The following is a 25312-nucleotide window of genomic DNA, read 5'->3' as shown; positions in this document are numbered from 1 at the left end:
TATCCGACCATTTACTTTTACTATCTTTGGAGGTGTTCTATATGCACTATGCATTTTCACGTATAAGGCTACGTAGCTTTTTTGGATGGATGATTATAGGGGTGTTCCTTATAATGATACCATTAGGTCTAGCAAATGTTTCTGAGAATACGATGGAGGTTGTTTCACAAATAACTGTATTTTTTGTATTTCCGTTACTTTGGCTATACGTAAAAACAAATAAAAATAATATTGTATTTAACAGTTTTTTTGATAAGCCAGGACATTTATCTTGGGGATTAATTGTATTAGCAACGATAATGGGGATGATTTTTTCAGTTGGCATATCTCAGATTCAATTTTACATATTAGCACATACGTTACCGAATTTCTTAGTTACTATGCTAGAAGACGGAAATGTTATTAATACGAGTAACGTATATATGACGATATTTACTTTCATTTCAGCATGTGTGTTAGCACCTATTATGGAAGAGGTTATTTTTAGGGGATTTTTCTTACAGCGAATGGCTCATAAATGGGGAATTAAAAAAGCTGTAATTATATCTTCAATTATTTTTGGCCTAGGACATTTTGATGTTATTGGTGCGTTCATGTTTGGTGTCGTTATGTGTCTTTTATACATAAAGACAAAAAATATATGGACGAATATAGCTGTGCACGCTCTAAATAATTTGATTGCAACAAGTATGCAATTTTTCGGTGGAGAAGAAAGTGGTACAATCTCAATTACTGAATTACAAGCGCAAAGTAATTTATGGATTGGTATCGGTCTTACAGTTGTTGGATTACTATGGTTAATTCCGTATGTTTGGAAACAATGGCGTACAGTAAAAGAAGTTGGCGTGCCACCAGTACGTTTTATAAATGAGCAAAAAGTAGTGAATTCATCACAAGAAAATGAAGTGTATAGTCAAGTGATCGTAACCGATAGATTGATGGCCATAGAGTTACCAGATGAGGCTGTAAATAAGCTTCGGTTAGAAGAAAATGATTATGTAACAGTAGCTGTAGAAGAAGATAAAATCGTTATAAAGAAAGCACATAATAGATAATTAAAAAGTAGCTCTTAGGAGCTACTTTTTAATTTGTAATAATTTCTACACGAAAATTATTACCGTTCTTTACATATTTAATATCTGTAACAGTGCGGACTGTCTTTAAAATCTCCACTTTTTCACCAATTCGCGGGATGGTCGGAACATTGTCCCAAATACCAAGCAAGTCATCTAATTGTGCCGTTTTTTCATAAAACCAGATTTTCAATGTAAAGCCCCTTTCTCGAATATTATGTATTTTAATACATAATATATTATTTTTATTCTTATTGTAAGGGGTTTTTTTATAATTTATGAATAAAAATAAATTAATCTTCTGGGAAGATATGTTCAATATCAGGAGTAAGAGATACTTCTGATAATACGATATGAGAAACTGTCGTTGCATATGAAGAAACATCATTGATAAATTCTTCAAGTTCAACGAGTGAAGGAACAGAAATTTTTACAATGTAGCATAAGCTTCCTGTTACTCGGTAACAAAAACTTGCAGATGGATAAGACTGAATAAACTGTTGCATACGTGTTGTATCACCATTTTTTAAAGTGATTTCTAAAATACAATCTAAAACTAGTCCTGCTTTTTTATAGTCGATATCGATTGTATATTTTTGAATAACGCCTTCACTTTCAAGTTTACGAACACGTTCTGCAGTAGACGGAGCAGATAAGTTTACTCGTTTCGCCAATTCACGCATAGAAAGGCGACTATCATTATATAATTCATTTAAAATTTTTCGATCAACACGGTCTAGTTGCATTTGTAAATATACCTCCAGTAAAATAATGATTTTTGTAAAGGAAAAATATAAATTAAGATTCATATGAAATGTAAAGTGAACGTTATTTATTTTACAATAAAACAGAAGGAAATAGGAGGGGAAATGATGGAGAGAATTTCATTATCAAATGTAGGAGATACAAAGTTTCAAAAGTTATTAGGGCATAATTCGGATATATTACACTCGTGGAGTAAGTTAGAAGATACACTGTACAATAAAGGAACTCTTTCAGCAGAGTTGAAGGAGCAAGTGAGAAGAACATTAGCGTATGGGAATGAATGTCCGTACTGTATGGCAAAGGGAAGACCTGATGATGTGCAAAAGGCAGAGGAGATTGGTGTAGCTGTTACTTTTGCGCATACATTTGTTCATGACCGAAAAGCAATAGATGATAATATGTTTCACGTATTAAAACAATATTGGACAGAAAAAGAAATTGTAGAGCTTTGCGCCTATGTTTGCTTTATTACTGCGTCACAACAACTTGGTTTTCTATTTCAATTACAGCCAAATTAAGGGGGAAATGATGACAAATCAAATAGCACTTATCATAATCGATGTACAAAAGGCATTTCAATTACCAGATTGGGGCGAGAGAAATAATATTTTTGCTGAAGAAAACATGAGAATTTTGTTAGAAGAATGGAGAAAAAGGGAACGACCAGTTTTTCATATTCAACATGTAAATAAAGAAAATGCTCAGTCAATGTTTTATGAGAGAGCGGAAACGGTAAACTTTAAAGAAGAAGTGCAACCACTACTTGATGAAGTGGTTATTCAGAAATTCGTTAACAGCGCGTTCATTGGAACAAATTTAGAAGAGCAATTAAGAAAGAACAAATGTAATGCAGTAGTGGTTGTAGGATTAACGACAAATCATTGCGTGGAAACTACGACACGAATGGCAGGGAATTTAGGATTTACAACATATTTAGTGAGTGATGCAACGGCTACGTTTAACCGTAAAGGTTTAGATGGTAAGGAGTATAGTGCAGAAGATATTCACAATATGACACTTGTAAATTTACATGAAGAGTTTGCTACGATTGTGACGACAAAAGAAGTGTTAAAGTTATTTTAAGAAAATAATTGCGAATTATGTAGAAAAAAATAAGAATATTTCGTATAATCTAAGTACAATCATTTTGAAAATAGGGGTGGCATCATATGGAGCAAATTTCAGTAAAGAAATTAGAAGAGGTACTTGTTGTAGCAGGGGATGATAAACAGAAGCAAAAGGAATTTTATGAATTGCTCTTATCTACTGAGTTTTATGTTGCTGGTTCACTAGAAGCAGAGGACGGGGCAACAGAAGGAATACTTCGTTTGCGTCATTTCCAAGGAGAAGGTAGATGGATCGTTCCGTTCTTTACACAAATGGAATTTGTAAAAGATGTGTTGCCAGAAGGAACGCCCCTTATTACGATACGTGGGAAAGAGTTATTTGGTAGCATTGAGAAAGATGCTACAGCTGTATTAAATGTTGGCACTGATATAAGTAAAACATTTATTCCAGAAGAAATTGCAGATATCGCATCTGGACGAATTTTTAATTATTATAAGTAAAAGGAAAAGCGTAATCGCTTTTCCTTTTACTTTTTAATTTGAATATGAAGTGGCTATACCAGAAGAAATAGAGACTGTTTTATTATTCGTGTTTATTGTCGCTGTAGCTCCAAGTGGAATACCGATGTTTGGACTTATATGTCCAATTGGTAAATCGAATAGGACAGGTATATGATATGGCGCGAAATATTCATATAATATTGTTTGCAATGATTGAGAGGGCTTTGAAGGAGTACAGTCGTGACAACTTGTGAAAATAACGCCCCTGCATTCATTAAACTTTCCAGATAAAAGTAGCTGATTTAACATACGGTCAATGCGGTACGGTTCTTCACCAATGTCTTCAAGTAATAAAAGTGTATTGTTCGTAATTATCTCGTAGGGCGAGCCAATTATACTTGTTAACACAGCTAAATTTCCTCCAACTAACGTACTTGTAACTGTACTGTGAGAGCTAGGTACGATACATTCTGATGCAGATAAAATGGTTGAATACGGATGGAATAGCTGATTAAAAGAGGATAAAGATAGGGAATCAATACCTTTTCCTAGTTCTTCAATCATCGGACCATGAAATGTTATAAGCTTTGCATAACGTGAAACAGCAGTATGTAAAGCTGTAATATCGCTATATCCCCAAAAGATTTTTGGATTTTGCCTAATAACTTCATATTGAATGTGAGGAAGAAGACGAGCACTTCCATAACCACCTCGTGCACAAAAAATTGCCTTCACTTCATTATTTGTAAATGCTTCATGTATATCGTCAAGCCGAACTTGATCACTTCCGGCTAAAAATCCATATTTCTCGTAAACACTCTTCCCGATTATTACGGATAACCCCATCTCTTGTAATACATTCACACCTTTTAATACACTTTCGATTGTAGGTGGACCAGATGGTGCAATAATCATTACTGTATCACCTTGTTTTAATGCATTTGGATAAATCATTAAGCTCAGCCTCCTTCTCTTTCAATATATTCGCTTCATATGAAGTGCAACCCTTGCAAAAGCAGGGGAAAGCTTATCAAATAAAGAAGATATAAAGGAAATAGGAGGGGAAATGATGTTTACAAGTCGAGTAACAGACATATTAAAAATTGAGTATCCCGTTGTTCAAGCCGGTATGGCAGGCGCGATTACGACGCCAGAACTTGTTGCAGCAGTAAGTAATAGTGGAGGATTAGGGACGCTTGGAGCCGGCTATATGAGCCCAGAACAAATTCGTGAAGCGATTTATAGAATAAGAGAACTAACAGATAAGCCTTTCGGTGTTAATTTACTTGTAACGAAAGAGATAGAAATAGAAGAAGAGAAGGTAAATGAGGCGAAAGTATTACTAAGCGGAGTGAATAGAGAATTAGGTATAGAAGTAGAAGGAACGTTAAAGCTTCCAAAAAGCTATAAGGAACAATTACAAGTGCTATTAGATGAAAAAGTACCGGTCGTTAGCTTTGCATTTCAAACGTTAGAAAAAGAAGAAATAAATGATTTAAAAAGAAGTGGAATAAAAGTTATCGGAACAGCTACCCATGTGAAGGAAGCGAAAGTACTTGCTGAACTAGGAGTAGATATTATTATTGGGCAAGGTAGCGAAGCAGGAGGGCATAGAGGAACGTTTATTGGGAAAGAACGAGATGCTATGATTGGTACTTTTGCGTTAATACCTCAGTTAGTAGGGGTTATTCCGCATATCCCAATTGTCGCAGCAGGTGGTGTAATGAACGGACAAGGGCTTGTTGCGGCATTGGCACTAGGAGCAGAAGGTGTTCAAATGGGATCAGCCTTTTTAACAAGTGAAGAGAGTATTACGCACGATGTGTATAAAGAAGCGGTTTTACATAGTACAGATACGAGCACAACTGTAACTCGTGCGTTTTCCGGGAAATATGCACGCGGTATTCGGAATGAATTTATAGAGAGACATGAAGGAAAAGAAGAAGGGCTTCCGGTATATCCAGTGCAAAACGTATTAACTACTAAAATACGCCAAGAGGCAGCGAAGCAAAATAAGGAAGAATATATGTCACTTTGGGCAGGACAGGCAGCATCATTGGCACGAATCGAATCAGCTCAGCATGTAGTGGAGCGAGTTATGAAAGAAGCGGCGAATGCAATCGAACAATTACAAAATATATACAAAAAGACCACTTGAGTAATTCAAGCGGTCTTTTCGTTAGTTTGCTTTATAAAATTGTTGGATGGCTTCGTCGATGTAAACCCAGCCTTTCCAACCTAAGTGCATATGATCTTTTAAGAAGTATTTATCGTATTCATGATTTGAGAAGTCGGCAATTGGATAACCAGCTTTTTCAATTTGCTCATGAACTTTCTTATAGTATGCTTCGCGGCGTTCTTTCGGGAAGCCAGCGTAGTCGTACCAAGGACCTTTGACAGGAACAGAAATGAAGAGTGGTTTTGCACCAGATTGTTTTAATAAATCAAGTACAATTTGTAAATCTTCATATTCTGGCGATTGGTCATAAGCATCATTTTTTAAGTAACCTTCACGTTGCTTTAATTTTTTCTTAATTTTGCTATTGAAGTAACCATCTTCGATACCATATTCATTAGATCCAGATTCTGCTGCACCTGTTTGATCCGCATGTTTACGAGCCTCTTCCCAGTTCATTTGTTTTAATGAAGGATCGAGCTTCTCTTTGTGCGGTTTAATATTAAACATAGCTGTAAATAAATCTTTACGATCTAAAATGTTACGATAAATATAAGCGAAAGGTTTAGCAGCAAGTGCTTTTACTTTATACTTCGTATCATCATAAGCGATACCTTCAAGCGAAATTTTTAATAAAGTTTCTTTTTTTACAATCTCAAAGTTTAATAAACGCTTTGCAATTTGTTTTTTCATTTCAGGTTTTAAATCATTGTTGAAAATGAAGTGGTAACCTTGTTGTTTTGAAAAGTTAGGTGCAAAGTGCGTTTCGTCAATACCTTGTGGTACAAACCATTGCGGAGAAAGAACGAATACCATTTTCTTATCTTTCAATTGATCCATTGTAGATGCGAAGTTTAATACATGTACAAGGTCTTGTGTTCCGCCGCGTCCAAGAAGGAATGGCGTAAATCCTTCAGGCTTTACTTTAAAATAATTAGATGGATGGAAAGCATCCATACGTGCGAATTCCGATGAACCGTACATCGGAAGATATTTTGGATCTGCTAACATCTTTTGCTGTAAAATCATACTTTGAATTTTTTCTTCTTTTAAAGAAGTAGCAGCTTGTTCTACTTTTTCATCACTTAAAAGTGGAAGTAGGAAGCGCGTTGGAATAAGTAAGAATACAGCAAAAAGGGCCAATGCTAAAAGCATCGGACCAAATTTTGCTTTGTTCATCGGATTTCTTCCAACTTTTTAATAACCATGTTTGGTGTAGCCCACTCGTCACGGTCAAAATCAGAAATAGAAACTTCAATATCTAAACGCTCTTGGAATTCAACTAATAAAGATACTACAGCGAAAGAATCAAGGATACCTTCTTCAAATAATTGAACATCTAAGTTTTCTTTCACAATATCGTTTTCACATACTTCTTCTAAAATATCTAATACTTGCTCTTTGAATTCTGCCATTTTTAAAATCTCCTTTATATCCGAAATATATTATATGTGCAACTTCTTAATGGAATAAGAAGGGTGCATTAAAAGTATCTGTTAAGGTGTCCAGAGAAGATTAGGAAACCGAAACATACAACGTGGAACGTAATTACAATCGCAAGGATGTGTGTAAATTTATTGTTTGGCCAAAACTTATGCTTCTTGTTTTTTCGTTCAAAAATATCGAATAAAATAAACAGTGCGGCATGGTATAGACCATAAATAACATACTGCGCAACAGCGCTTCCTTGGATGTGCCAAATTCCCATAATGAAGAAGTTTAAAAATGCACCGATATACGAAATAGTGTAACGGTTCTTAATTAACTTTTTCTTCGTTGCAAAAAAGACGAAACGCATGTAAATAAAATCACGGAACCAGAATGATAAACTCATGTGCCAGCGGTTCCAGAAGTCTTTAATATTACGACTAAGGAATGGCTTATTGAAGTTTTCTGGCGTTTTAATTCCCATCATATAACTTACACCAATTACAAAAGAGCTATAACCAGCAAAATCAAAGAATAGATATAAGCTATAGCTATACATGTAAATCATATTTGAAAATATTGTATCGTGTTGAGCGAATGCTGGATCCATACAATATTGCTTTATTAAGTAAGCAATAATAAATTTATACAAGAAACCTTGGAAAATACGATTTAGTCCTGTATATAGTAAATTTTGATATTCTTCAGCGCTAGGTGGCTTTTGAATATCTTTTTGGAATCTTCGGTAACGATCGATAGGTCCTGTTGAAATCGCAGGGAAGAATAAAACGAATTCCCAGAAGTTAAAGAAAGAAAGCTCTTTAATTAAACCATCACGAACTTCAAATACCATTTGAACTGCTCTGAATGTTACGTAAGATATACCTAGGAAAACAACAAGTTTTAACTCAGGTAAAAACGATGCAAACGGCGCGATTTTTGCCAAAATAAGAGGCAAAATCGATAAAATAACAGCTATGCAAAATGTGAATGTACTATTATTTTGTTTTCTTAAAATTAAATAGCCTTTAATAAGGACATATTGCCAAATAATAAATGCAGCTAGCATCATTGCTTGCTTTGGTTTATCTGAGAAGATAATAGCAATCATGACTAATGTTAAAACGGCATTATATTTGCGCAACATTTTACCTTTTAATCCAGCTATGATAGTAGGTATTAATAAAATGCCCACTATAGCGAAAAAATAAAATGATCCATATGCGGTCATGCTGTAACCTCACTCAATAATTTTTTGCGATCTACCTTTCCATTTGGTGTCATTGGAATAGAAGATTGATACATGAATTTACGTGGAATCATGTAGTTTGGTAATCGCTCATTGAGTTCTTTTTTGATTGCAGATGTTAATTTGAATTCTTTTTCAAATGAATGTTCTCCAGGAACAACAACCGCTAATAAATAATCGTATTTCTCACCTTTTTTAATTGGAACGATAACTGCTCCTTCTACGTAAGAACACGCACGAAGGTGATGCTCAATTTCTTCTAATTCCATTCGATAACCATGCAGCTTAATTTGGAAATCAAGACGACCATTATAGAATAGAAGACCATTTTCAACATAGCCAGCATCGCCTGTTTTATAGGCGCGCTCACCGTCAATCATAGTAAATGCTTTTTCTGTTAATTCAGGGCTTCCTAAATATCCAACGCTTACGCTTGGACCGACAATTACGATTTCACCTTTTTCACCATCAGGTGCGATCGTGCCATCTTCTTTCATAATAAGAAGGCGACAGTCTGATTTACAATAGCCAACTGGAAGTGATTTGTATTGATCAAGCACTTCTTCTGTAACGTGAATACCTGTTACAGCGACAGTAGCTTCTGTTGGACCATACGTATTCATAATTGTTGCTTTAGGGAAACGTTCAATTAATTTTCTAGCCACTTCATTTGGTAACACTTCACCGCAGAATAAGAATGTTTTCATGTTCGGTAGCATACTCTCAGAGAAAGATGCTTCCATTAAACACATTTCAGCGAAAGAAGGTGTGGAAGTCCATACTTGAATATCCGATTGCTCTAAAGAAGCAAACAAGTCTTTTGGACGCGCAATCATATCTTTATCGATTGCCCAAAGTGTACCACCTGTTACTAATGATGGGTAAATATCCATTACAGATAAATCGAATGAGAAAGGTGCTTGGTTTAAGAATACTTGCCCTGTTTGTAAGTTGAAATCTTCTACAGCCCATTTTGTAAAGCTAACAAGGCAGTTATAAGTAATCTGAACCCCTTTCGGATTACCTGTGCTTCCTGATGTGTAAATAATGTAGAAATTCTCATCACCTTTTACCGCATGTTCAGGATTTGGAGTGTTCCCTTTATGAGTAAAGAAAATATCTTTTAAGTTGTCTTCACTTACGATGCGAACTGGTAAATCAGTTACAGTTACTGCTGTTGCCGATAAAAGTAATTTCGCACCAGAATTTTCAGCAATACGTTGTACACGATCAGCTGGGATAGATAAATCTACAGGAATGTAAGCATGTCCAGCTTTTACACATCCTAAAAAGTTAATAATCATTTCAGGTTGCATATGGCCATACACCATAATTGGTGAACGATCGTCTGGATACTCAGAAGAAATCCAATGTGCTAACGCATCAGAATCTTCCTTTAATTGTTTGTACGTAATTTTCGCATCTCGCCAAACAAAAGCGGTTTGATCAGGCGTTTCTGCAGCCCACTTTTCAATTTGTTCTAATAACTTCATAACGTTCCCACCCTAGAATTCATTGTAAATAAATGTACTTGTGTTTGTATCATGGAATCCATACAACCAAAGTAATGCAAATAAAATTGCAAGATAATAAACCGTCTTTGCAACCCATTGTGTGAGTGGTCGAGACCATATCTCTTTTAATCTTTCCATGTCTTTCCCTCTCTTAATGAAATAATAGCTCTTTGTAGGTATCATGTCCTACATTATTGTGAAAAAAACAAAATCCCACATTTTAGGTAAAAATAAGTCAAAAGGCTCTTTTCTGATATTAGCACTAAATACTAAAAAAGAAAATCCCTAACTTAGCAATTATATTACATTCAGCATGAATTTGTAATGGGTTTGACATGTAAATAGAAAGTGGATTGTGTGAATACATAAAAGTGGACTATAAGAATACGTAAAAATACAGTGTTTGTTTTTATTAATCATTTAAGACGGAGTAAACTTTTAAATTTCTAGTTCTTTTGAAAAGGAGGAAATTATCATGAATAGAGTGTGGAAGAATCTAATTTCGGAAGAAAATATCGTGAAATGGAGAAGGCATTTCCATAAGTATCCGGAATTATCATTTCATGAAAAAGAAACTTCGCAATTTATATATAATACATTATGCTCATTTTCTTCTTTTGAAGTAACGAGACCGACGAAATATAGTGTACTAGCAATTAAAAGAGGTGTGAAGCAAGGGAAAGTAATTGCGATTCGAGCTGATATAGACGCTTTGCCAATTCAAGAGGAGACAAGTAAATCTTATACATCTGTGAATAAAGGAATGATGCATGCATGTGGGCACGATGCTCACGCAGCTATTTTATTAAGCACAGCAGAGGTGTTATCAAATATAAAGGAAGATTTTGCAGGTGAGATTCGTCTATTCTTTCAGCACGCAGAAGAGGTGTATCCAGGCGGGGGACAAGAAATGGTTGAGGCAGGTGTAATGGACGGTGTTGATTATGTAATAGGTTTACATGTTATGTCAGGACTTGAGAGTGGAAAGATAGGAATTGCATATGGACCGATGATGGCAGCTCCAGACGTATTTACAGTTGAGATTCAAGGCAAAGGAGGACATGCGGCGCGACCAGAAGAAACGATAGATCCTATTGCTATCGGAGCACAGATTATTACAAATCTACAACATATCGTATCAAGAAATACAAGTGCTTTTATGCAAAGGGTTGTTTCAGTTACACAATTTCATGGGGGAACGGCTGACAATATTATTCCTAGTACAGCAACTTTAATGGGAACTGTTCGTTCATTTAATCAAGCATTGAGGGTGGAAGCAGAAGGGAAAATCGAGAAAATTGTGAAAGGAATTACAGAAGCACATGGAGGATCGTATACATATACGTATCGATATGGATATGATCCGGTTATTAATGATGAATATATTACGAAAATAGTAGAAGAAAGTGCACTACATTTGTTTGGAAATGAGCGTGTTGTGAAGCTTGAACCTTCTATGGGTGGAGAAGATTTTTCAGCATATTTAAGAAAAGCACCTGGTTGTTTCATTAAATTAGGAACAGGTAATGAAAATATATATACTTGTTATCCACATCATCATCCGAAATTTGACTTGGATGAATCAGCATTAATTTGTGGAGTGGAGCTATTTTTAGAGACGACTATAAGATTACTAAAATCATAGAAAAACAAAAAAAGGCAACTGCACTCTATTGCAGTTGCTTTTATTTCTTTCCGTCAGAGAGGGCTGAGAAAGAACTATGCTCATTCATAGTATATGAATAGCTAACGGACAAGCTTGTACATTTTAATCATTTTTTTAAAAATAGTTATTGACATTGATAATCAATGTCAATTAATCTAAATATAGTTGGAATTGATAATTATTATCAATAGGATGGATGCGACATGTTAATGAGAAAGAATTTTCACCTTCTGCGGAGGGGATTAAAAGATAAAAATAAAGATGTTGATCAGCATATGGAATGGCAAAGAAATGTAATTCGGTCTGAATATGTAGATGAGAAGAAGAGCATTCAAACAGAAAAAGAGATACAAAGTAAAGGGAGAGGTTCAGTTGAGTAAGTTAGTAATGATTTTTGCAAGTATGAGTGGAAATACAGAGGAAATGGCTGACCATATTGCCGGCGTAATTCGTGAAACAGAAAATGAAATTGAAGTTATTGATATTATGGATTCACCAGAAGCTTCTATATTAGAACAGTATGATGGAATTATTTTAGGTGCATACACTTGGGGAGATGGCGATCTTCCTGATGATTTCTTAGATTTTTATGATGCAATGGATTCTATTGATTTAACTGGGAAAAAAGCGGCAGTATTCGGATCATGTGATTCGGCTTATCCGAAATACGGAGTGGCAGTTGACATTTTAATAGAAAAGCTACAAGAGCGCGGGGCAGCAGTTGTGTTAGAAGGACTAAAAGTAGAATTAACGCCAGAAGATGAAGATGTAGAAAAATGTTTACAGTTTGGAGCTGAATTTGTAAAACACCTTTCTTAATGGCAGAAGGGAGATGAAGAGCAAGTGCATGAGAAAATCTCAATCAAAACGATGACAGATTATCATTTGTATGATTTTATGCGTTGTCCGCATAAATTTTATTTTCGTCACATAAAAAGAAGAGAACCTTCTTCATTTGAATGGCAACAAATAGCACAAATGATTGTCAATCAAATTATTAACGAGTATTACACGCTACCTGCGGGTCAACAAACGAAAATTGTACTTTTAATATTAATAGAAAAGTATTGGAAAAAAGTAAGGATTAATATGTTTGCTTCGAAGACGGAGTACTATATTGTATTAGCGAAGCTAACGGATCACTTATTACAGTTCGTTGAAAAGGATGATAGTCAGACACCACCATTGTTTTTATACGAGAAGTTTCAAACATATATGGAAGAGTTAGGTGTCCACATGTCATTGACATTTGAAGTTGGTGAGTGGAGTGCTGAGTCGTTTGTAATTAAAAAGTATGTTGTCGATGCAGATGAGGAAATGCTTGCTCTTTGTCAGAAGCTAATGACAGTATTCAGTTATAAAGCTTTCGGAGTTTTTCCAGGAAAAATTGAAGTTATTAATTTAATAGAAGGAACTAAGTATGAGTACATTCCGAAACAGGAAGATATTATAACTGGAATGGCTGATTTATCTAGAATGAAAGAAATGTTGCAACAACCTGAGCATTATACAGAGCGTCATTTTCGTTCTGAGTGTATAAGTTGTGCGTTTCGTAGTGAATGCCAAGGGGAAGAAGTAAAGACAGAAGCGAAACAGAAGAAAAATATAGTTCATTAAAGGATGCAACTTTGCATCCTTTTTTGTTATTGACATGAAAAGCTTTTCATCATTTACGGTATATTTGTAGCAGATTTTAATAAAGTGAAACTTTAATCAGTGGGGGTTTTGTCAATCAACCACTGATTATCAGCCCTCATTAATCGGGCTACCCACAAATAGCAGAATAAAGGGAGGAATAATCAATGAAAGATGAAACAAAAGTATTTCAATGGTTAAAAGAACAAAATGCTCCTTTTGAAATTCAACTGCAAATTTTACAGGCGTTTCAATTGTATAAAGTTATTGTTGAAATGGATAAAAAGTTAATGATGTATGAGGAGAGAGTATATAGGGAGAGAATGTAATCTCATCCCTGTAATATCGTTTTTAGCTGTTCTGTGCCTGTAATGAATTCGAGTTCATTCTCTGACTCAAAGTTATAAATAATATTATGTAGTAAAGGACTGTATTGATAAAAGGTAGTAATACGATGCATGAGTAATGGATCATGATGAGAAATAAGTGTACTGTACTGTTCATATACAGATGTAGTAAACTCATCTCCGAAATCATAATATAGTCCTGCAAAATCAAAAGCAGGATCGCCAATTTGCGCATCACCAAAATCGATAACACCTGAAATGCGTTTGTTCTGCTTGTTAAATAAAATGTGATGATGTGTAAAATCAGCGTGAATGATTGTATTTTGAAATTTAGATGTGGCTAGACAGGCAAAGAAATTCTCGAATAAACGATTTAAGGCTGATTTCTGGAACGAAGTAAGATTGTTAGTAACATACTGATTTAATTTAGTTTGTAGCTCTTTCCAGTAGGTAAGTGTTTTTTCAATAGGGAATCCTAACGCTGTAACACTTTTTAGAGGAATACTATGTAGAGCAGCAAGGAAAGTTGCTAATTGTGTAATAAGTGCTTTTCGTTCTTGTTTTTCTAGTGTAGTAACTATTTCTGTTTTTAAAGGTTCACCATGAATGAGAGTATAGTAACTACAAAGCGGAATAGCATCAGTCTCCTTTTTATAGAATAGGTGATACTTTGGAACTTTAATTTCATGTAGTGAACAAGAGAGAATTGCGCATAGTTCTTTTTCTAACGGAATTCGCATCGCATATTCCTGTTTTCGCGGGAAACGAAACAGTAGCTCATCATTTACTATAACTGCTACATTATCCCATCCTTCTTCATTTTGTTTATATGAATGTATAGAAAGATTAGGCAAAGCTTCTTTTATATAATGTTTGTAAGAGTCCATAATTGTTCCTCGTTTCTGAGTTAAGTTATTCTATTTTATGATATCAGAATTTTCTTTCTATATGTTAAAATATATCTATTATTATGAAGAAGGGCGGGAGTATTACGAAAAAAAGACTGTTAATCATTTCTCTATGTATCGCTTTTGTATTGTTTTGGTCATATAAAGAGGAGGTTTTTGCTACCTTTAAACCGATTGATCAGTACGAGTTAAATAAGGAATTAAAGAACAAAAGTATAGAAAATTTAACTCATAATGAAATGAAAAAGGTAGGAGAGCATTTTGTGACTGAACAACTATCAGTGTTTGAGTTTAATAATAAAGAAGATGTGAAACGAAAAGGTGAAGAAATATTTTTAAATAGAGGGTATGAACAATTAATGGAAAATTATTATCCAAATCGTTTTCGAGATTTAGAGCATAAATTTACAAGCGAGGAGATACGTGAAGAGACCGATGAGAGTTTTCTTTATCAAGCTGTAGCGTACGTTGAGGGTACTGAAAATGGTAAGAGAAGCGAAATGAAATTGAATTATGAAGTGAAAATTGTAAAGGTTAATAATATTTTTATGGTGCTAGAACAAAAGCAGCGCGTACAATAAAGGAAATTCATTGCTCAATAGAACATTTGAGGGTGTATTACTTAATGCGGAATAAAAAGGCCCTCAAGGAATAAAGGGCCTTTACAGATTTTCATTTTGTTGACCAAGTTCTTTTTGAGCAATATATAAATTCCCTTGCTCGACTTGTTTAAGAGTATGAACAGAATCTCCTGCATATCCTTTTTGTGTTTTAACAGTTCTTTTTGAACGATTGGAATCTTGTTTCTTCATATAATAGGCCACCTTTCATCAAAAATAAACGAAAATGATAAGTATGAGTAATACAGCAGCGAAAATGGTAATGCCCATTAAAAACGAAGTGTTTTTATATTTAGGTGGCTTATGTACATCTTGCCGATATCCAGGTGAAATTTCAGGGGCAAATTCTTCATCGAATGATTGCTTTTTTTCTTTGTCGTCCATATGTACCCACCTTTCTTTTCATTATATTATACGTTACAAGAAAAAATATGCATAAAGAAAACAGCCGCTTTATTATTAGCGGCTGTTTTGTGTTGTATATTTTCGTTGTACTTGAAAGAGACGGATAAGTAGGAAGGCAGCGCCAAATGCTAGACCGATAATAAGACCGATCCAATAGCCTTTCGCGGCCCATTCTGTATACGTCGCTAATATGTAACCTAGTGGTAGACCTATTATCCAATAAGCAATTAAAGTCATAATTAGAGCAACATTTACATCTTTATAACCACGCAAAGCTCCTTGTACAGGGGTTGCAATTGCATCTGAAATTTGAAATAAAATTGCAAAGATAAGAAATTCTTTTGCTAAATGATGAACTTTTGCATCTGTCGTATAAATAGAAGCAATTTGATCATCAAAGAAGTAGAGAAGAATCGAATATAATAAAGCAAAGGCAAGGGCTAATCCAATTCCAATCAATCCGTATTGTTTTGCATTATCGTAACGTTTTGCTCCAACTTCGAATCCGACCGCAATAGTCATTGCCATTGCTAAACTTAGCGGAGTCATATATAACAAGGAAGCAAAGTTCATAGCTGCTTGGTGAGCTGCAATAGTTGTCGTACTAAAATTACTCATCATGAGCGTTACCGCAGCGAAAATACTCGTTTCAAAAAAGATAGCAAATCCGATAGGGACGCCAAGTTTTAAGAATGCTTTCCAACTCGAAAGAGAAGGTCGGTATAATTGTTTGAAAATGTTGAAAGAGGCAAAAGGCTCTTTCGTCTGAATAATAATGACTGTAATAATTAAAATGCACCAATATGTTGCAGTGGAAGCAATTGCTGCTCCGACACCACCAAGCTTTGGGAAACCGAAGTTACCAAAAATTAATATGTAATTTAATATTACGTTAATTGGTAATGATAATAATGTAATAATCATCGTTGTTCGAGTTTTTCCTAATGCATCAATAAATCCACGTAAAACAGTGTAAGTGAATAAAGGTATAATTCCTATTGCGATAATACTTAAAAATTGCGCTGCAATACGTTCCACAGGTTCTTCTAAGCGCATGCCATTTAAAATAGGTGAAACGACGAAAAAACCGATGAGGATAACAACGAAGCTAGCACAAATTGCTAAATAAACTGCTTGTATGACAACGTGGGGAACGTCCTCTTTTTTCTTGGATCCAACGAGCTGTGCAACAATGGGAGTAGTAGCCATTAAAATTCCTGTTAACCCCGTACTAACTGGAATCCATATACTTGTTCCAATTGCAACACCTGCTAAATCAGTTGGACTTGCATGTCCTGACATCGTTGTATCAAAAAAACTCATCGCAAATAATGACATTTGTGTTACGAAAATCGGAAAAAATAGTAATACAAATTGCTTTAACTTTTGTGAGAATGAAGTAGTTTCTTTCATAAAATCCCCTTTCCGTATAAAAAAACAAACTCTTACTATCATACAATTTAATCAAAGATTAGAAAAGAAATACGCGCCTATAACATATGAAACCAATAAAAAAAGGATGCACTTTGAAAAGGGATAAGGTATTATGATAAGGTGTGAAAAAATTACATATTATTTGTTATTAAGGAGGCACTACTTGTGGCTGATTGGTTAATTGGTTTAATCATGGGTGCTGTTGAAGGGTTAACAGAGTTTCTACCAGTATCATCAACAGGACATATGATTTTAACAGGACATTTAATTGGATTTGACGATGAGAGAGCGAAAGTTTTTGAAGTTGTTATCCAATTGGGATCGATTTTAGCAGTTGTTGTTATATTTTGGAAGCGTCTATGGTCGTTAGTTGGAATAGGTAAAGTAACAGACGGACCATCGTTAAATTTATTACATATTATTATCGGGATGATTCCTGCTGGGATATTTGGCGTGTTATTCCATAGCACTATTAAAGAGGTTTTATTTGGTCCAGGACCAGTTGTTATTAGCTTAGTAGCCGGTGGTATTTTAATGATTGTTGCTGAGAAGTTTTCGAAACCAAGTACAGCAAGAACGTTAGATGAAATCACATATAAACAGGCATTTACAATTGGAATGTTTCAATGTTTAGCTCTTTGGCCAGGATTTTCTCGTTCTGGTTCTACAATCAGTGGTGGTTTATTAGCTCGCGTGTCGCATACAGCGGCAGCTGAATATACGTTCATTTTAGCGGTACCGATGATGGTAGCTGCAAGTGGATTAGATTTAATTAAAAGCTGGGATGTATTAAGCTCAGCAGATATAACGCTATTTGTAACAGGATTTGTAACTGCATTCGTTGTTGCGATGCTTGCAATTGTTTCATTCTTGAAATTATTATCTCGTGTGAAACTAACACCGTTTGCTTATTATCGTTTCATTTTAGCTGCGGTATTCTATTTCTTCATTATGTAATAAAAAAACCTGCCGAGCTCGGCAGGTTTTTTTATTTTACTATTTTTTCCACCATATTTTCCATTACATGTTCCCAAAGAGAAGTATCATCAGCTAATGTAGCACGGAAATTAGCATACATTTCTTTTTGTTTTTCTTCGAATGTTGGATCTTCTTTTTCAGGTAATGTAGCGCGCATTGAAGTTACTAATTCTTGTACTTTTGGAGCGCGTGGTCCAAAGACGGCTTGTTCATTTCCATCTTTATCAATGAAAATAAAGATTGGAATCGCACGTGCTGTTCCATTTGTTAAATATTGATCCATTAATTCTAAGTTTTCGTCGCGAATTAATAAACTCATTTCAATATTTGCAACTTCAGAAATTCGTTTCATAACAGGTACGCATAAAAGAGCATCGCCACACCAATCAGCAGTTAATACGATAACACGCCAGCCGTCATTTTGACGTTCTTCTAATACAGGAAGTAATTCATTTGGAATTAAAAAGTTATTGTAAATGTGTAGTAGCTCGTATTGGTTTACTTGCATTTCATTCACATATGTATCAAAGGACATACCTTTATCAGCCCATTGTTGTAAGTTCATAATTAACACCTCTTTAGTAAGATTTGCTTTCATTGTACCAATTTTTATATAGAAAAGCTTGTATTCTTACTCTTTCTCGTCACTTAATAACTTATTTAAGAGGAAAAAGAATAGTACGACACATAATTCAGCTATGTTGGACATTTGTACGCTTTCTATCCAATCATCAGCAGTATGAATGACGAACCAATCTAGTGTAATTTCAATGAATGAGAAAAGAGTAATAGAAATCCAATTTGGCATGTTTTGTGTCAGTGGATATAGCAGCGCTTTGAAGAAACTGAAGATGAAAAATGTAATACTGTCTAAGAAAGTGATTAATAAAAAAAAGAGAAGTAACGCAATACGTGAACTATACTCTATACCTGTAATTTGAAAGATTCCTACATATACAAAAAATATAAATGCAAAAATTATAATGAGAAAAAGAGCAATAATACTAATGATAATCGTTTTATCTTTTAGGCTGAGATCTGAGAATTTCTCCTCCTCATGCATTAAGATACCCCCTTTTTCTGGAAGTTAACTTCATTTTATCATGAAATACATATTAAAAAACTACGAATTATGGGAAAATAAGGTGACAAAAAGTAAGATTTCATGTAAAATTATTAATAAGGTTTTTATTTAACTAAATGAAATAAAAGGAGCTGTCAAAGTTGTCTCAAAATCGAGAGCAATTAATGGAAGAACTATCGACAAATGTGTTTGCTATGTTTCGCACATTGCGTAACGATATCGGAAAAATATTTGGTGGTTACATACCGTGGAATGAATTCATCGTCCTGAGAATATTAAATCGTACGAATAAAGAAATGGTATCGCGTGTAGCAAATGAATTAAATGTGTCGAATAGTCATATTACAGCTGTTACAGAAAAATTAATTAATAAAGGTTTTGTAACTCGTTCACGTTCTACATCAGATCGCCGAGTTGTGTATTTAGAGATTACAGAACAAGGGAAAGATTTAGTTGCGAAAATGGAAGATGCGAAAAAACAATATTTACAAGAAAGATTCTCTGCACTTTCAGAAGATGAAATGAATGTAATGATTTCAATTTCCAAAAAACTTATTTAAGTGATTATAAACAAGAAAACGCTTACGTGATGAAATAGAAGATCTTCCTTATATATGGGAGGTCTTCTTTCATGTGTAATAGATGTTAAAAAATAAAATGTGTATGAAAAAAGATAGAGCGCCATACTACTAATACAAGGAAGGGAGGGAGAAATATGACGAATCGTAACGGTAGTAAAGGGAGCGGTAATCAAGGATCACCAAAGTCCGGCCAGTTTAATCAGGAATTTAGCACTGAATTTGAAACTGGTAATGATAATAAAGGGAAAGAATATCGTTCTAAAAAAGGGAGTAAATCAAAAAAGGAGTGAAATTCATCACTCCTTTTTTGATTTAAGATGCTGCCGATTGATCCGTATTATATTTTTCTTCTGATTTTGCGACAATCATTGCGCAAATTGCATCACCAGAAATGTTTACAGCCGTTCTAGACATATCTAAAATACGGTCAATACCGATAATTAAAGCGATACCTTCTACTGGTAGATTTACTTGATTTAAAACCATTGTAAGCATTACAAGTCCAACACCAGGTACACCAGCAGTACCGATACTAGCTAGTACAGCAGTTAATACGACCATAGCTAATTGCGGTAATGTAAGTTCAACTCCGTATACTTGAGCGATAAATACAGTGGCTACCCCTTGCATAATGGCAGTACCATCCATATTAATAGTTGCCCCTAGTGGTTGTACAAATGAGCTTATCGCTTTTGGAACGCCAAGCTTATCTTGTGCTGTTTTCATTGCAAATGGAAGCGATGCATTAGAGCTAGATGTACTAAATCCAATTGCCATTACTGGTCCGAAATGTTTAAAGAAACGAACAATACTTTCTTTTGCTAATACCTTTAATAAGCCGCCATATACAAAGACCCCGTGAATAATGAGTACTAACATAACGACAATCATATACTTGAACATCGCAGCGACGCCTGCAAGCCCCATTTTACCAACGGATGAAGCGAGCAAACCGAATGTTCCAATTGGGGCTAATTTCATAACGAGATTAACAAGATACATCATTAATTCGTTGCCCTGTTCAAGTAATGAATGGATACCTTGAACTCGTTTTCCTAAAATAGCTATACCGAGTCCAATCAATACGGCAAAGGCAATGATTTGTAACATGTTTCCGTCAGCCATCGCTTTTGCTGGGTTATCTGGTACGATATTTAGCAATGTGTCGACGAAAGATGTTTCAGTTTTTGCACCTTCATACTTAAGACCTTCTGTTTTAAAATTACCGCCAGCTCCTGGTTTTATAATAAGTGCAAATGTAACCGCTATAGAGATGGCAACCGCAGTTGTTACGAGAAAGAATGAAATTGATTTTAAACCGATTCTTCCAAGTTGTTTCGGATCTCCAAGGCCGGCAGCACCAAGTACGATAGAAATGAACACAACAGGAACAACTAGCATTTTAATAAGTCGAATAAACAATTGACCAATTGGGTTGAACACAAATTGATTTAGTGGCTCAAAGATAGATGGAGCAGCTAAATTTAGAGTGAGTCCAACAACTAGACCTAGAAATAATGCGATTAAGATTGCTTTTGTTTGTTTCAATAAAATCCCCCCTTTTGTTTTTGCGAAATTTCTTTCTAAAGTAATTATACCGAAAAAATACCTGATTTGACAATATTTTCTGAATTTTTCGTTTTTGTTTAAGTGTAGATAGACTGATTTTGTGTTTGGAAAATAAAATAGACCATCACATAGGATGGTCTAGGGAAGGGGACAATTTATGTCAATTTAATTAGGGATGGAAGTTGCTTTAAGACACTGGGGAATGTCTTATAAATTAGGGAGGAACAACTTCGATACATATACTATAAAAGATAGGTGTGACTCTCATGTGAACATAGGGTGAAAGAGAGAGGGAGTTTTAAATAAAAGATAGAAAGACAAAAAATAAGACCATCATTTATAAGATGGTCAAGGAAGGGGACAATTTATGTCAATTTAATTAGGGATGGAAGCTGTTCAAAGACACTGGGGAATGTCTTATAAATTAGGGAGGAACAACTTCGATACATATACTATAAAAGGTAGATGTGACCTCTGTGTGAACATAGGGTGAAAGAGAGAGGAAGTTTTAAATAAAAGATAGAAAGACAAAAAAATAAGACCATCATATATAAGATGGTCAAGGAAGGGGACAATTTATGTCAATTTAATTAGGGATGGAAGCTGTTCAAAGACACTGGGGAATGTCTCATAAATTAGGGAGGAACAACTTCGATACATATACTATAAAAGGTAGATGTGACCTCTGTGTGAATATAGAGTGAAAGAGAGAGGGAGTTTTAAATAAAATGAAAATTTAATGAGTGTTTTTTGTTCATCCCCTGTTAATTATTAAACTTAACCAATCGGGCGTTTATTGCCCACAAATAGCGGAATAAAAGATAGAGCAAACAAAAAATAAGACCATCATATATAAGATGGTCAAGGGAAGGGGACAATTTATGTCAATTTAATTAGGGATGGAAGCTATTCAAAGACACTGGGGAATGTCTTATAAATTAGGGAGGAACAGCTTCGATACATATACTATAAAAGGTGGATGTGACCTCTATGTGAACATAGAGTGAAAGATATGGGGATTTGAAAAATAGTACATATGAAATTGTTATTGCTAGCAATATTGAGTTAGGGTATAGAGTTTTCCAGCATAAAATGAAAAGGAATCTGAATATAAATAAAAGTTGTAATCTATGAAAAAAAGGATTATGCTCAACTATATTATGAGAATATAAGGTTTGTCCCAATTATTTAAGGGCTTTTAAAAAGCTTTTTATTTATGAGGGGAAAGCTTCACTTTAATAAGGGAGTTAGTGATATGGACGTAACAAAAAAACAAGGGCTGTATAATCGTCTTATACGATTAAACCCACCACAAATATTAGCATTAGGATTTTTCTGCTTAATTGTGGTTGGCGGTTTGTTATTAAAATTACCATTTGCAACGAAAGTACATATTAGTTGGGTAGATGCTTTCTTTACAGCAACGTCAGCAGCGACCGTAACTGGTTTGGGAGTAGTGGATACAGCAAGTACATTTACGATGTTTGGCGAAATTGTTATTATGTTTTTAATTCAAACAGGTGGTCTAGGTCTTATGACAATTGCCATTTTAATTGTTTGGGTACTAGGTAAAAAAATCGGATTACGCCATCGTTTGTTAATTGGAGAAGCATTTAATCAAACAAATATAGGTGGTCTTGTAAAATTAGTAAAACGTGTCTTTATATTTTCGATTTGTATTGAACTTATTGGGGTCATCTTTTTATCATTTCGCTTTATTCCAGAGTTTGGTTTTGGAAAAGGTTTATACTATAGTATTTTTCATGTAATTGCATCTTATAATAATGCAGGATTTGCTTTATGGCCAGATAATTTAACAAGATATGTAGGGGATCCCATTATTAATATCGGGATTTGCTCTTTAATTGTAATAGGTGGACTCGGTTTTACCGTATTAATTGATATATGGTATAGTCGCAGTTTTCGAAAATTATCACTTCACTCAAAAATAATGATTATTGGAACAGTAGTGCTAAATGTTATAGCAATGATTGTGATTTTTGTATTGGAATATAATAATGTGAAGACGTTAGGGAATTTATCTTTAAATGAAAAACTATGGGCTTCCTTCTTTCAAGGTATTACCCCGCGGACAGCTGGATTTAATACGGTTGACTATGGAGGTATGGAAGAATCATCTATATTGTTTACGATGATTTTAATGTTTATTGGTGCAGGAAGTGTATCGACAGGTGGAGGAATTAAATTAACAACGTTTGTTATCTTAATTACATCTGTCCTTTCTTTCTTTAGAAAAAAGGAGGAAATTGTTTTATTTCAGCGTACAATTAAAATATCTACAGTAACGAGGGCCTTAGCGATTGCTGTTGCCAGTCAAATACTTATTTTTGCAGCGGTATTTATATTAATGCTTACAGAAAACTTCAGCTTTATTCAATTATTATTTGAGACAATATCAGCGTTTGGCACAGTCGGATTAACGATGGGAATTACTGCAAAGCTATCGGCATTCGGAAAATGTATTATTATGTTTGTTATGTTCTGCGGATTAATCGGACCATTAACACTTGTGTTCTCTTTAGCGCGACCAGCAAAACAAAAAATAAAATATCCATCGGAAGATGTGTTTACAGGATAAGGTATCCCGCGTTAAGCGAGATACCTTTTTCTTTTTTAGAACAGGGAGAACAATAGACCAATAAGTGCTACTCGGAATAAAATTGCGATAAGTGCAGCAATCCCACCGACAACTGCAGCGATACCGCCAGTTACAGTAGCTCCGCGATTATAAGCGTAAATACCGAGTAAAACAGAAACAAGACCAAATAGTGTTGGAAATGTAAATAGCGATAAGATAGATAGCGCAAGAGCAATAAAACCAGCAGTTGATCCAGCAGCGGACGATTTTACAACATCTTTATCGTCTTTATCATTGTAATCATAATCAATGCGTTGTGGTGCAACCTCAGCGGCGTACTCTTCTTTATAGTCACTATAATCACTATCTATTCTATCTTTTCTTTTATAATCATCAAATTTCTCAGTCAAAGTCATGACTCCTTTCATAACAAGGTTCAATAGTAGTATGTATCTCTTTTTCTTTTTTATCCCGCTATTTGTGAGAGTCGAGCTACGTACACATCCCACTGATTAAAGTTTCACTATACCGGAGCATGTACAGGGAGTAGTATCTTTTAAAAGGAGGAAAATGTTTTCTTGAAATAGGAAAAGTTAGTATGACTTCCTCTATTTTGGAAAATATAAAAAGGAATAATGAGGAAAGGGTGCAATACATAATGGAACATCCAATTGAAAATTTAATGAAAACGGCAATGACAAATTTAAAAGAAATGGTAGATGTAAATACAATTGTTGGGAGCCCGGTTTCAACAGCTGACGGAAATGTAGTATTAACAGTATCTCAAGTGGCTTTTGGTTTTGGAGCTGGTGGAAGTGATTTTAAAGGGGATTTTATTACTGAAAAACATAACGGTGGGCAAAATCAGCATAAAGAGAACAAACAAGGGCATCCATTTGGAGGAGGAAGCGGGGCTGGGGTTTCCATTAGTCCAGTAGCTTTTTTAGTAGTTGGTTCTAATGGAGTGCAAGTATTACATCTCAACAGCAGTACACATTTAATTGAAAAGGCTTTAAATACTGTACCAAGCACTGTAGATAAATTTGTGAATGGTCGTCAAAAGTGAACTTGCATTTTTTAGGAATTATGATATATTAGAAAAAGTGCGCTTTAGGATGATCGGAATAATTGAAATGTAAATATATATGATGTGTGGAATAAGGGAGAGGAATTTATGATTAATATCAAAAACTTAGTAGTTGGCTTATTTATGTTAGTAAGCGGCTTTGTTGTATATGTAATAAAAGAAAAAGCTCCATTCTAAAACAGACAAACCGTTAATGTCTGTTTTTAATTTGCGGAAAAATATTGACAAGTTATTGTATTGGTGTTAGAATTTTAATTCGTGTCTCGGTTACAGCTAGTGTAAAGTAAATATCTCTTATGAATGCAATACGAAAAGTTTGCGAAAGATCGGGTAATTTTATCAACAACTTTTGTGAACAAACCCTATAAATTGTATTTGTAAGCTATATATGTATACTAGTGAATCAAGGAGCGGTCAGTGGAACCGTAATGATGAGAGAGAGGTAGGGCTTTCATCCAGTATATGTTACTTTCCCGTTAGGTGAATATAAAAAAGAGGACTCCTTTTAAAAGGAGTTGGTATTATCCCCTATAGGTAGACAGTAAAAAAAGAGTCCATCTGATATGATGGACTCAATACTGTTTTATCTGGAGGGGATTTTTTTATGGCAAGAAAAGGACAATCAT

The 25312-nt window shown here is 34.7% G+C and carries 33 protein-coding genes; 17 read left to right on the top strand and 16 right to left on the bottom strand.

What is annotated here, in order from left to right:
* Window positions 1–41: 41 nt before the first annotated feature.
* Window positions 42–1055, top strand: a complete 1014-nt coding sequence (locus tag ACTFO4_RS26895; protein WP_061456947.1) for a CPBP family intramembrane glutamic endopeptidase — start codon at window positions 42–44, stop codon at window positions 1053–1055.
* Window positions 1056–1083: 28 nt separating this feature from the next.
* On the opposite strand, the gene ACTFO4_RS26890 is transcribed toward ACTFO4_RS26895, so the two are convergent.
* Entirely contained in the window at window positions 1084–1266 is a 183-nt protein-coding gene (locus tag ACTFO4_RS26890; protein ID WP_000707107.1) for a DUF3913 family protein, read from the bottom strand.
* A 100-nt stretch (window positions 1267–1366) separates the two neighbouring features.
* Window positions 1367–1819 (bottom strand): Lrp/AsnC family transcriptional regulator, encoded by a 453-nt coding sequence (locus tag ACTFO4_RS26885; RefSeq protein ID WP_001175498.1) that lies wholly within the window; start codon window positions 1817–1819, stop codon window positions 1367–1369.
* Window positions 1820–1942: 123 nt separating this feature from the next.
* Here ACTFO4_RS26885 and ACTFO4_RS26880 point away from each other — a divergent pair, with 123 nt between their 5' ends.
* The 3 genes from ACTFO4_RS26880 to ACTFO4_RS26870 all read left to right on the top strand — a co-directional run bounded on the left by ACTFO4_RS26880 (window position 1943) and on the right by ACTFO4_RS26870 (window position 3406).
* Window positions 1943–2356, top strand: a complete 414-nt coding sequence (locus ACTFO4_RS26880) for a carboxymuconolactone decarboxylase family protein (protein WP_128809297.1) — start codon at window positions 1943–1945, stop codon at window positions 2354–2356.
* 10 nt (window positions 2357–2366) lie between these two features.
* Window positions 2367–2921: a cysteine hydrolase family protein gene (locus tag ACTFO4_RS26875; RefSeq protein ID WP_000184427.1), complete on the top strand. Its 555-nt coding sequence runs from the start codon at window positions 2367–2369 to the stop codon at window positions 2919–2921.
* Between the two features lie 86 nt (window positions 2922–3007).
* Window positions 3008–3406, top strand: coding sequence for an SseB family protein (locus ACTFO4_RS26870; RefSeq protein ID WP_000435265.1), 399 nt, complete (start codon window positions 3008–3010; stop codon window positions 3404–3406).
* A 33-nt stretch (window positions 3407–3439) separates the two neighbouring features.
* Here ACTFO4_RS26870 and ACTFO4_RS26865 read toward each other — a convergent pair whose 3' ends face one another.
* Entirely contained in the window at window positions 3440–4360 is a 921-nt protein-coding gene (locus ACTFO4_RS26865) for a S66 peptidase family protein (protein ID WP_000640079.1), read from the bottom strand.
* Window positions 4361–4475: 115 nt separating this feature from the next.
* Between ACTFO4_RS26865 and ACTFO4_RS26860 the strand changes: the two genes are divergently transcribed.
* On the top strand, window positions 4476–5564 hold the full coding sequence (locus ACTFO4_RS26860; protein WP_440014521.1) for an NAD(P)H-dependent flavin oxidoreductase: 1089 nt from the start codon (window positions 4476–4478) through the stop codon (window positions 5562–5564).
* A 21-nt stretch (window positions 5565–5585) separates the two neighbouring features.
* Here the strand turns inward: ACTFO4_RS26860 and dltD are convergent, their stop codons facing one another.
* The 5 genes from dltD to ACTFO4_RS26835 form a co-directional block, all read right to left on the bottom strand.
* The gene (gene dltD, locus ACTFO4_RS26855) at window positions 5586–6761 is read right to left on the bottom strand and encodes a D-alanyl-lipoteichoic acid biosynthesis protein DltD (RefSeq protein WP_001030268.1); all 1176 of its coding nucleotides are present in this window, start codon (window positions 6759–6761) and stop codon (window positions 5586–5588) included.
* On the bottom strand, window positions 6758–6997 hold the full coding sequence (gene dltC, locus ACTFO4_RS26850; protein WP_000807310.1) for a D-alanine--poly(phosphoribitol) ligase subunit DltC: 240 nt from the start codon (window positions 6995–6997) through the stop codon (window positions 6758–6760). The genes dltD and dltC overlap by 4 nt, the downstream gene beginning before the upstream one ends.
* A gap of 68 nt (window positions 6998–7065) precedes the next feature.
* Window positions 7066–8241: a D-alanyl-lipoteichoic acid biosynthesis protein DltB gene (gene dltB / locus ACTFO4_RS26845; RefSeq protein WP_000127933.1), complete on the bottom strand. Its 1176-nt coding sequence runs from the start codon at window positions 8239–8241 to the stop codon at window positions 7066–7068.
* On the bottom strand, window positions 8238–9752 hold the full coding sequence (gene dltA / locus ACTFO4_RS26840) for a D-alanine--poly(phosphoribitol) ligase subunit DltA (RefSeq protein WP_000770505.1): 1515 nt from the start codon (window positions 9750–9752) through the stop codon (window positions 8238–8240). Before dltA ends, dltB begins: the two co-directional genes overlap by 4 nt.
* A 12-nt stretch (window positions 9753–9764) precedes the next feature.
* Window positions 9765–9911: a teichoic acid D-Ala incorporation-associated protein DltX gene (locus tag ACTFO4_RS26835; RefSeq protein WP_000440293.1), complete on the bottom strand. Its 147-nt coding sequence runs from the start codon at window positions 9909–9911 to the stop codon at window positions 9765–9767.
* 337 nt (window positions 9912–10248) lie between these two features.
* Here ACTFO4_RS26835 and amaA point away from each other — a divergent pair, with 337 nt between their 5' ends.
* The 5 genes from amaA (at window position 10249) to ACTFO4_RS26810 (ending at window position 13403) form a co-directional block, all read left to right on the top strand.
* Window positions 10249–11418, top strand: a complete 1170-nt coding sequence (gene amaA, locus ACTFO4_RS26830; protein ID WP_061456949.1) for an N-acyl-aliphatic-L-amino acid amidohydrolase — start codon at window positions 10249–10251, stop codon at window positions 11416–11418.
* 224 nt (window positions 11419–11642) lie between these two features.
* Window positions 11643–11819: a hypothetical protein gene (locus ACTFO4_RS26825; protein ID WP_000929023.1), complete on the top strand. Its 177-nt coding sequence runs from the start codon at window positions 11643–11645 to the stop codon at window positions 11817–11819.
* Window positions 11812–12258 carry a flavodoxin gene (locus tag ACTFO4_RS26820; RefSeq protein WP_000041153.1) on the top strand — a complete coding sequence of 149 codons (447 nt, stop codon included), beginning with the start codon at window positions 11812–11814 and terminating at the stop codon, window positions 12256–12258. The genes ACTFO4_RS26825 and ACTFO4_RS26820 overlap by 8 nt, the downstream gene beginning before the upstream one ends.
* A 24-nt stretch (window positions 12259–12282) precedes the next feature.
* Window positions 12283–13056 carry a hypothetical protein gene (locus tag ACTFO4_RS26815; protein ID WP_061456950.1) on the top strand — a complete coding sequence of 258 codons (774 nt, stop codon included), beginning with the start codon at window positions 12283–12285 and terminating at the stop codon, window positions 13054–13056.
* A 185-nt stretch (window positions 13057–13241) separates the two neighbouring features.
* On the top strand, window positions 13242–13403 hold the full coding sequence (locus tag ACTFO4_RS26810) for a hypothetical protein (protein ID WP_000651086.1): 162 nt from the start codon (window positions 13242–13244) through the stop codon (window positions 13401–13403).
* 2 nt (window positions 13404–13405) lie between these two features.
* Here the strand turns inward: ACTFO4_RS26810 and ACTFO4_RS26805 are convergent, their stop codons facing one another.
* Window positions 13406–14308 carry an aminoglycoside phosphotransferase family protein gene (locus ACTFO4_RS26805; protein WP_061456951.1) on the bottom strand — a complete coding sequence of 301 codons (903 nt, stop codon included), beginning with the start codon at window positions 14306–14308 and terminating at the stop codon, window positions 13406–13408.
* An 83-nt stretch (window positions 14309–14391) separates the two neighbouring features.
* Between ACTFO4_RS26805 and ACTFO4_RS26800 the strand changes: the two genes are divergently transcribed.
* Window positions 14392–14910, top strand: a complete 519-nt coding sequence (locus ACTFO4_RS26800; RefSeq protein ID WP_061456952.1) for a hypothetical protein — start codon at window positions 14392–14394, stop codon at window positions 14908–14910.
* An 81-nt stretch (window positions 14911–14991) separates the two neighbouring features.
* Here ACTFO4_RS26800 and ACTFO4_RS26795 read toward each other — a convergent pair whose 3' ends face one another.
* The 3 genes from ACTFO4_RS26795 to ACTFO4_RS26785 form a co-directional block, all read right to left on the bottom strand.
* Window positions 14992–15141: a hypothetical protein gene (locus tag ACTFO4_RS26795; RefSeq protein WP_000743742.1), complete on the bottom strand. Its 150-nt coding sequence runs from the start codon at window positions 15139–15141 to the stop codon at window positions 14992–14994.
* Between the two features lie 18 nt (window positions 15142–15159).
* Window positions 15160–15333, bottom strand: a complete 174-nt coding sequence (locus ACTFO4_RS26790; RefSeq protein WP_000341062.1) for a hypothetical protein — start codon at window positions 15331–15333, stop codon at window positions 15160–15162.
* A 75-nt stretch (window positions 15334–15408) separates the two neighbouring features.
* The gene (locus ACTFO4_RS26785) at window positions 15409–16767 is read right to left on the bottom strand and encodes an MATE family efflux transporter (RefSeq protein ID WP_061456953.1); all 1359 of its coding nucleotides are present in this window, start codon (window positions 16765–16767) and stop codon (window positions 15409–15411) included.
* 186 nt (window positions 16768–16953) lie between these two features.
* On the opposite strand from ACTFO4_RS26785, the gene uppP reads away from it, so the two are divergent.
* A complete protein-coding gene (uppP, locus tag ACTFO4_RS26780; RefSeq protein ID WP_061456954.1) occupies window positions 16954–17745 on the top strand; it encodes a bacitracin resistance undecaprenyl-diphosphatase in 792 nt (263 codons plus the stop codon).
* Between the two features lie 31 nt (window positions 17746–17776).
* Here the strand turns inward: uppP and ACTFO4_RS26775 are convergent, their stop codons facing one another.
* Both ACTFO4_RS26775 and ACTFO4_RS26770 read right to left on the bottom strand, forming a co-directional pair.
* Complete coding sequence (locus ACTFO4_RS26775; protein ID WP_002040836.1) at window positions 17777–18364, bottom strand: thioredoxin family protein; 588 nt, start codon at window positions 18362–18364, stop codon at window positions 17777–17779.
* Between the two features lie 33 nt (window positions 18365–18397).
* Entirely contained in the window at window positions 18398–18829 is a 432-nt protein-coding gene (locus tag ACTFO4_RS26770; RefSeq protein ID WP_061456955.1) for a YrvL family regulatory protein, read from the bottom strand.
* 161 nt (window positions 18830–18990) lie between these two features.
* Here ACTFO4_RS26770 and ACTFO4_RS26765 point away from each other — a divergent pair, with 161 nt between their 5' ends.
* Together ACTFO4_RS26765 and ACTFO4_RS26760 are read left to right on the top strand one after the other, a co-directional pair.
* Entirely contained in the window at window positions 18991–19410 is a 420-nt protein-coding gene (locus ACTFO4_RS26765) for a MarR family winged helix-turn-helix transcriptional regulator (protein ID WP_000081432.1), read from the top strand.
* Between the two features lie 155 nt (window positions 19411–19565).
* Complete coding sequence (locus ACTFO4_RS26760) at window positions 19566–19721, top strand: hypothetical protein (protein ID WP_000184928.1); 156 nt, start codon at window positions 19566–19568, stop codon at window positions 19719–19721.
* A gap of 22 nt (window positions 19722–19743) precedes the next feature.
* On the opposite strand, the gene ACTFO4_RS26755 is transcribed toward ACTFO4_RS26760, so the two are convergent.
* Complete coding sequence (locus tag ACTFO4_RS26755) at window positions 19744–20979, bottom strand: dicarboxylate/amino acid:cation symporter (protein ID WP_000814802.1); 1236 nt, start codon at window positions 20977–20979, stop codon at window positions 19744–19746.
* Between the two features lie 1276 nt (window positions 20980–22255).
* On the opposite strand from ACTFO4_RS26755, the gene ACTFO4_RS26750 reads away from it, so the two are divergent.
* Window positions 22256–23599: a TrkH family potassium uptake protein gene (locus ACTFO4_RS26750; protein WP_000383525.1), complete on the top strand. Its 1344-nt coding sequence runs from the start codon at window positions 22256–22258 to the stop codon at window positions 23597–23599.
* A gap of 35 nt (window positions 23600–23634) precedes the next feature.
* Here ACTFO4_RS26750 and ACTFO4_RS26745 read toward each other — a convergent pair whose 3' ends face one another.
* Window positions 23635–24009 (bottom strand): hypothetical protein, encoded by a 375-nt coding sequence (locus tag ACTFO4_RS26745; protein ID WP_000136542.1) that lies wholly within the window; start codon window positions 24007–24009, stop codon window positions 23635–23637.
* Between the two features lie 188 nt (window positions 24010–24197).
* Here ACTFO4_RS26745 and ytfJ point away from each other — a divergent pair, with 188 nt between their 5' ends.
* Together ytfJ and ACTFO4_RS26735 are read left to right on the top strand one after the other, a co-directional pair.
* The gene (gene ytfJ / locus ACTFO4_RS26740) at window positions 24198–24665 is read left to right on the top strand and encodes a GerW family sporulation protein (RefSeq protein WP_000204234.1); all 468 of its coding nucleotides are present in this window, start codon (window positions 24198–24200) and stop codon (window positions 24663–24665) included.
* A 108-nt stretch (window positions 24666–24773) separates the two neighbouring features.
* Window positions 24774–24863, top strand: a complete 90-nt coding sequence (locus ACTFO4_RS26735) for a hypothetical protein (RefSeq protein WP_000608227.1) — start codon at window positions 24774–24776, stop codon at window positions 24861–24863.
* Window positions 24864–25312: the final 449 nt, after the last annotated feature.

Source organism: Bacillus cereus group sp. MYBKT14-1 (assembly GCF_051915185.1).
In the GTDB taxonomy this organism is placed as follows: domain Bacteria; phylum Bacillota; class Bacilli; order Bacillales; family Bacillaceae_G; genus Bacillus_A; species Bacillus_A cereus.
The sequence above is the reverse complement of the archived record's forward strand: the minus strand, read 5'-3'. Positions and strand labels throughout refer to the sequence as shown.